General features: G+C 61.6%; 9 protein-coding genes and 1 pseudogene. 5 read left to right on the top strand and 5 right to left on the bottom strand.

Translation table 11 applies throughout. The annotated features are described in order from the left end of the window. Positions 1 to 49: 49 nt before the first annotated feature. From EOA60_RS17135 to EOA60_RS17120, 4 genes and pseudogenes are all read right to left on the bottom strand, one after another. A complete protein-coding gene (locus EOA60_RS17135) occupies positions 50 to 1,258 on the bottom strand; it encodes a beta-ketoacyl-[acyl-carrier-protein] synthase family protein (protein WP_128311648.1) in 1,209 nt (402 codons plus the stop codon). Beyond that, entirely contained in the window at positions 1,259 to 1,540 is a 282-nt protein-coding gene (locus EOA60_RS17130; protein WP_029356603.1) for an acyl carrier protein, read from the bottom strand. A 151-nt stretch (positions 1,541 to 1,691) separates the two neighbouring features. After that, a pseudogene (locus EOA60_RS17125) lies at positions 1,692 to 1,817 on the bottom strand (acyltransferase); the annotation flags it as partial. A 573-nt stretch (positions 1,818 to 2,390) separates the two neighbouring features. After that, entirely contained in the window at positions 2,391 to 2,666 is a 276-nt protein-coding gene (locus EOA60_RS17120) for a hypothetical protein (protein ID WP_091600633.1), read from the bottom strand. A 408-nt stretch (positions 2,667 to 3,074) separates the two neighbouring features. On the opposite strand from EOA60_RS17120, the gene EOA60_RS17115 reads away from it, so the two are divergent. The 3 genes from EOA60_RS17115 to tnpB are packed head-to-tail and all read left to right on the top strand — an operon-like array spanning position 3,075 to position 4,003. After that, on the top strand, positions 3,075 to 3,548 hold the full coding sequence (locus tag EOA60_RS17115; protein ID WP_091600632.1) for a transposase: 474 nt from the start codon (positions 3,075 to 3,077) through the stop codon (positions 3,546 to 3,548). A 54-nt stretch (positions 3,549 to 3,602) separates the two neighbouring features. Continuing rightward, positions 3,603 to 3,851: a transposase gene (locus tag EOA60_RS39050; RefSeq protein WP_236473611.1), complete on the top strand. Its 249-nt coding sequence runs from the start codon at positions 3,603 to 3,605 to the stop codon at positions 3,849 to 3,851. Further along, positions 3,848 to 4,003 carry an IS66 family insertion sequence element accessory protein TnpB gene (gene tnpB / locus EOA60_RS39730; protein WP_084831567.1) on the top strand — a complete coding sequence of 52 codons (156 nt, stop codon included), beginning with the start codon at positions 3,848 to 3,850 and terminating at the stop codon, positions 4,001 to 4,003. Before EOA60_RS39050 ends, tnpB begins: the two co-directional genes overlap by 4 nt. 46 nt (positions 4,004 to 4,049) lie before the next feature. Here the strand turns inward: tnpB and EOA60_RS39045 are convergent, their stop codons facing one another. Next, entirely contained in the window at positions 4,050 to 4,298 is a 249-nt protein-coding gene (locus tag EOA60_RS39045; RefSeq protein ID WP_236372574.1) for a tyrosine-type recombinase/integrase, read from the bottom strand. Between the two features lie 170 nt (positions 4,299 to 4,468). Here EOA60_RS39045 and EOA60_RS39040 point away from each other — a divergent pair, with 170 nt between their 5' ends. Together EOA60_RS39040 and EOA60_RS39725 are read left to right on the top strand one after the other, a co-directional pair. Further along, entirely contained in the window at positions 4,469 to 4,912 is a 444-nt protein-coding gene (locus EOA60_RS39040; protein WP_245466780.1) for a hypothetical protein, read from the top strand. Between the two features lie 93 nt (positions 4,913 to 5,005). Further along, positions 5,006 to 5,134, top strand: coding sequence for a hypothetical protein (locus tag EOA60_RS39725; protein WP_259980032.1), 129 nt, complete (start codon positions 5,006 to 5,008; stop codon positions 5,132 to 5,134). Positions 5,135 to 5,370: the final 236 nt, after the last annotated feature.

Here is a 5,370-nt window from a genome sequence, read left to right as displayed (position 1 = left end):
AGCAGCTAGATACGACAGGTGACCTCAAATGAGGCGTCTTGCATGGCTTCTACACCTGCCTGAATGCCAGAACTGCGTTCGTGCCGCCCATGGCGAAGGCGTTGCTCATGGCGACGCGCACCTTGCGCTCGCGCGGCACATTGGGCGTGATGTCGAGGTCGCAAGCGGGATCTGGCTCGCGATAGTTGGCGGTCGGCGGCACGACGTCCTCTTGGATTGCCATCACGCAGGCGATCATTTCAAGCGCGCTCGCTGCGCCGAGGCAATGCGCGTGCGTGGACTTGGTGGAAGAGATGGACATCGAATAAGCGTGGTTTCCAAACACACGCTTGATCGCCGCCGTTTCAGTCTGATCATTGCTCTTGGTACCGGTGCCGTGCGCGTTGAGGTAGTCGACGTCCTCGGCATTCAGCCCGGCATCGGCAAGGCAGGCGCGCATCGCCGACGCTGGCCCCTCGACAGATGGCGCGGCGATGTGGAAGGCATCGGCGGAAAGGCCGACGCCGGCGATCTCGGCAAGAATTGTGGCACCACGCCTCGTGGCATGCTCGTAGCTTTCCAGCACGGCCATGCCCGCACCCTCGCCCAGCACCAGGCCCTTCCTATCGGCGGAGAAGGGCCGGCAGGTATCGGGTGAAAGCACGCGCATTGCTTCCCATGCTTTCAGCACGCCCCATGCGAAGGGTGCGTCGCTGCCTCCGGAAACCATTACGTCGGCCCGGCCCAGCTTGATCTGATCCACCGCCGAGGCGATCGCATGGTTGGCCGAGGCACATGCGGAGGTCACCCCGAACACCGGCCCGCGCAAGCCGAGGCGCAAGCTCACCTGGCCGGCGGCGGCGCTTGGCATCGTTTTGGGTACAGCGAGGATGCCAACTCGCCTCGCGCCGTCCAAAAGGAGGGCCCGGTAAGTTTCCTCCATTACATCCCAGCCCAAGCCGCCGACGCCCACTGTCGCGCCGAAGCGATGGGCATTCCCTTCGTCGCAGGAAAGTCCGGCCTGCCGCATGGCTTCGCGCGCTGCAAGCACGGCGAGCAAGCTGAAGCGGTCCATGGAGACGAGCTGCTTGCGATCGATGTCGTGCTCGGGCAGCGCCTTGATCTCAGCGCCGGTCATGCCCTCCAGGTCATGAAGCTCGGAATTGGCGAGCGGGCCGATGGCGGAGCGGCCTTCGCGCATCTCTTTCCACATAGAGGCGGCGTCAGTGCCCAGTCCGCACAGGCCGCCCACTCCGGTGATAACGACGCGCCTGTCCATTCAAGCCTCCTTCGCAAGCAAGCCGCGGACGGCTTCCACGACGTCGCCGACATTCTTGAGATTGGACCAGGCATCGGCCGTGTTCATATCGATCTTGATGCCGTAGGCCTGTTCCACATCCCAGAGGACGTCCGCCAAACCCAGCGAATCGAACCCGAGCGCGTCCAGTTCCGTGGCGATTGTTATCTCGCCGACGAATGACGCAGGCATTCCCTCACCGCTCTCCGACTCGGCGCGTTTCTTGATCAGGGCAATGACGTCCGTTGCGAATTGATCGGCCATTCTGTTTCCTGTCTTTCTTTCCCGCGTTTCGACCTGGACGCGGCTCAGTTCCTGAGGCGCGCCGCGTCGCGAAAGCCATCACGCTTGTGCGACTGACAAAGCCCAATGCTCATAAAGCCGGATCAGGTCCGGCCGGTGTGTGGCGTAGGTGCAGTATGACGATGTGAGCCGCTACACCGTGCGCGTCGTAGCCGATTGCGCGGGCTTCCGGTCTCGCGCCGGCCCAACTGCGGCCGCTTTCGAATGGCTTTGCGTGGAAGGTTCCCAGTCTGTCCATAGGCTCGGAAGAAGTCGGACAGTTGACATGGCCGGTCAGTTGCAACTCCCTTTCCCAGCACTCCACTGCCCGGTAGAGCGCATGAAAGTTCTCCTTTCGGGCAGTTCTTAAGACGCTCGCCACGCCATGAGGCAGTGGGGCATCGGTGTGCGTCAGGTGCTTCTGCCCATGCAGGATTCCACAACATTGATGAAATCGTTTGTTTCGATGAAAGGCATCCACACTTTGGATAGTTGACCACGCGTTTCAAAGATCGTGAACTACATCTCGTCGTTGTGCTCGACGCACTTCCGACAAGTAACCTCACGGGCGCGGCATGCAGGATCCGAGCCCAGCCGGTCATGAGTGCGGCCTTGCCGGGTCGGGCGATAGGCAGTCATGCCCTTCCTGCGGGTCAAGCACTCCGAAAAAACATTTCCCCCATAAATGCTAGATCTTCCGCTGCCTTTTCGCGTCACAGGCCGTCAAACGTCCGGCCGTTCACAACAGTGATCCGGCAAGTGTTTGGCTGCGCGAGACGATGCTGCAGGGAGTCGTCCTGCATGGCACTTCGCTATGATGCTGCGGTGCCGTCTAACGGCGCCTCGTGTTTGAACACACTGAACGGCCACCGCGATCAAAATCGATGGTTCGAGGACCGTTGATCATCACCCCGCCAGCCTCGATCTTGTTTGCCGCCACGAGAGCGACACAGAGACTGCTGGTGAAGATGCCCGCCTGCCCGCTATGTTCGGGATGGTTGACCATCCCGGATGGACCCATCGAGGGTGTCAAGGCGAGCATGAGCACAGGCGCGAACAGTTCACGGGCAGGCGCGACGGTGGCCGCAAAGCAACGTCGCGCCAGCATGCGATCTCAGCAGGATCGGCACCATCCTGTCAGGGAGCAATGCGAGTGGCTGGCTTAGCCGCTGCGACGCTGCCCGGCATCGATGACGAGGACCTGGCGCCGTGCGAGGAGCAAGAGTAGACGGATAGTATGCGCGGGAGTGGCGACCGACCACCTTGTTTCTAAGGCAGACTGAAAGCGGCTCTTACCGGGCGGCTACGCTGTTTCAGAGACTGGGGCGTCGTGCACATCCAGCCGATACTCTTTGTTGCGGATTGCGAACCGATTGCATTGCCGCAGTTACTGGCATCATGTTAACGCGTCGGACGGCGACATTGGCGAGCACGGTTTTGTGGCCGCAGTTGACAAAGCCCATAAGTTCTAGATGCTGGTGCTAGAATAGATGTTTGAAATCGCAGGGAGTTTCTGATGTCCAACCTTAAGGAAACTGAGGCAACCCAGGCAGCAGGCGAGGTGCCCGTGAAGGAACAGACACCCGATACAAAGGCGCCGAAGACGCGGAAGCGGACCGCGCAGCGCGCAGGTGCTATACGAACCAGAGCCGCCAGCTCGGCTCTTCAGGCGTCTTCATCTAAAGCGATCGCTTCGCCTACAGTCCGGGCAGCGCGGAGAAATTACTCTGAGAACGAGCGTGCCCAGAAGCTCGGCGAGATCGAGAAGCAGATCGGACGGGGAGAGAGTATCAAGGCAGCCGTTCAGAACGCTGGAATATCGGAACAGACGTACTATCACTGGAAAAGGGCTGCTGGGCAGACAACACAGAGCGATGAGCTCAAGGATCTTGTGAAGCTTGAAGAAGAGAACGCCCGTCTGAAGAAGCTCCTCGCTGACCGGCTCCGGAAAGAAAACGCCGAGCTCAGGAAAAAGCTCGGGCTTGCTTGAGCCCTTTGCCGCCATAGGCAAAAAGCCCGAGGGGCGGCTGACCTGAGCTCCAAGGTGACCTTCCTTTCTTCCTGTGACACAGCGAACAGCGTCGCGCCCAGCAGCCGATACTGGCGCAACGAGCTGTTTCGACCTGAGACCGGGCAGCCGGCAACTGAAGACGTTCTTGACGAACGCGCCCAGCCGCTCCCGCCGCCAGTGGTGATCGAGCTGGACGTCGCCGGCAAGGTGCGGCTGCGGATTCCACTGACCACGCCGCCAACACTGGCAGCGGCGATGGTGAAGGCGCGGGGCGTTTCATGATCCCGGTCCCGAGCCAGGTGCGGATCTGGTTGGCGGTGGGCCGGACCGATATGCGTCGCGGAATGCAGCGTCTCGCTCTGCAGGTTCAGGAGACATTGGGCCGGGATCCGCATTTATGCGTCGGGCGAGATTATGTGGCGGAGCCGCCCTGACCCCTTCGGACCGGCCAAACCCAGCTTGCCTCCGCCACATAAACATTCAGATGGAGTTCAGCAGTTGCAGAACGGAGTCATTTGGTCGGAAACGCACGCCGTGATCGCCGGTGACGCCCGCCTTCTCGAGTCCATTGCGCATCATCTCTACATCCGCTGTGGCATAGCGGTGGGTCGTGGCGACCCGTGCATGCCCGAGCCAGGCTTGGATCGTCAAAAGGTCCACGCCGGACTGGAGAAGCTTCATGGCGAGGGAGTGCCGGAAGATGTGCGGCGATATGGGCTTGTCGGCCAAAGCCGGTCTGGTAGGCCCGGCGCTCGTTGCGGGCGCCGAGGAATATCGGTCGCGGCTCGTGATGGGCGATCCCGCGCTCGCTCAACAAGGATGTCAGCGCCCGCAGCCGGGTCCTTAGCAATGGGGACGACGCGGTCTCTACGCCCTTTGCCGCGCAGCAGCACTTGTGGGTGCGGCCGCTCCAACTGAAGGTCGTTTGCGTTGACGCCGGTGGCTTCGGAGGCCGGGCGCCGGTTCGTGCCAAGAAAGAGCAGAAAGGCTCGGTCGCGCCGACCACGGGGCGTCTTTGGATCTGGCGCCGCGATGAGGGTGTCCACTTCGGCCGTGGTGAGGTGGTACGTCACGTCAATGTGCGTCCGTTTAATGGGAATCGTCAGCACGCGTTGGGCGACGCCGAAGGATGCCGGGTCGGCGGCAGCGACGTGGCGGAAGAAAGATCGGATCGCGGCCAAGCGGGCGTTGCGCGTGGTGACGGAATTGTTCCGCTTCTCCTCGAGTTCGTCGAGAAAAGCGAGAACGAGATCTCGATCAGCTCTTCGAGCGCCAACGCCCCCGGCTTCTTCCGCAATCGGGCGGCGGCAAAGAGGATCAGCATGCGCAAGGCATCGCGATAGCTGGCCACGGTCGCGGGAGTCGCATTGCGCTGCTTCGTCAGGCGCCGGCGGAAATAGGACTCCAGGAGCGGCGCTAGGAGTAGGTGTTAACTCATGCTGCTCCTTGAGCGCGCCGCCATCGAGTGCCACCTCGGCTTGATCAATCAGATCAACGAGGCGTTGACGGTGGTCGAGGCGGATATCGCGGTGGTGCCCACTAGGATCCGACAATCCGTCGCCTGATGACGTTGCCTCCGTCACCGTGGGTGCGAACGTTGCCGCGGCAATCGGCAACATTCGGCGCTTCAGCGATCCACAGAGGCTTGTCGCCTACCTTGGCTTCTTCCGAGCGTGCGGCAGTCGGTGAGGGACCGGCCTATCATGGCCGCATCACGAAGCACGTCTCCTGAATCGAAACCTCTATCCGATCGACGAACGCCTCAAGTCTCGCAGGCGAGCAAGGCCGGGCGGGTCCGGGC

The organism is Mesorhizobium sp. M1A.F.Ca.IN.020.06.1.1 (assembly GCF_004023265.1).
GTDB lineage: Bacteria > Pseudomonadota > Alphaproteobacteria > Rhizobiales > Rhizobiaceae > Mesorhizobium.
This window is presented reverse-complemented; position numbering and strand designations above follow the sequence as displayed.

Excerpts from the sequence above, each read along its gene's own strand:
- EOA60_RS17120 (WP_091600633.1), bottom strand. The coding sequence starts at position 2,666 with ATGCTGGCGCGACGTTGCTTTGCGGCCACCGTCGCGCCTGCCCGTGAA.
- EOA60_RS17130 (WP_029356603.1), bottom strand. The coding sequence starts at position 1,540 with ATGGCCGATCAATTCGCAACGGACGTCATTGCCCTGATCAAGAAACGC.
- EOA60_RS17115 (WP_091600632.1), top strand. The coding sequence starts at position 3,075 with ATGTCCAACCTTAAGGAAACTGAGGCAACCCAGGCAGCAGGCGAGGTG.
- tnpB (WP_084831567.1), top strand. The coding sequence starts at position 3,848 with ATGATCCCGGTCCCGAGCCAGGTGCGGATCTGGTTGGCGGTGGGCCGG.
- EOA60_RS39725 (WP_259980032.1), top strand. The coding sequence starts at position 5,006 with ATGCTGCTCCTTGAGCGCGCCGCCATCGAGTGCCACCTCGGCTTGATC.
- EOA60_RS17135 (WP_128311648.1), bottom strand. The coding sequence starts at position 1,258 with ATGGACAGGCGCGTCGTTATCACCGGAGTGGGCGGCCTGTGCGGACTG.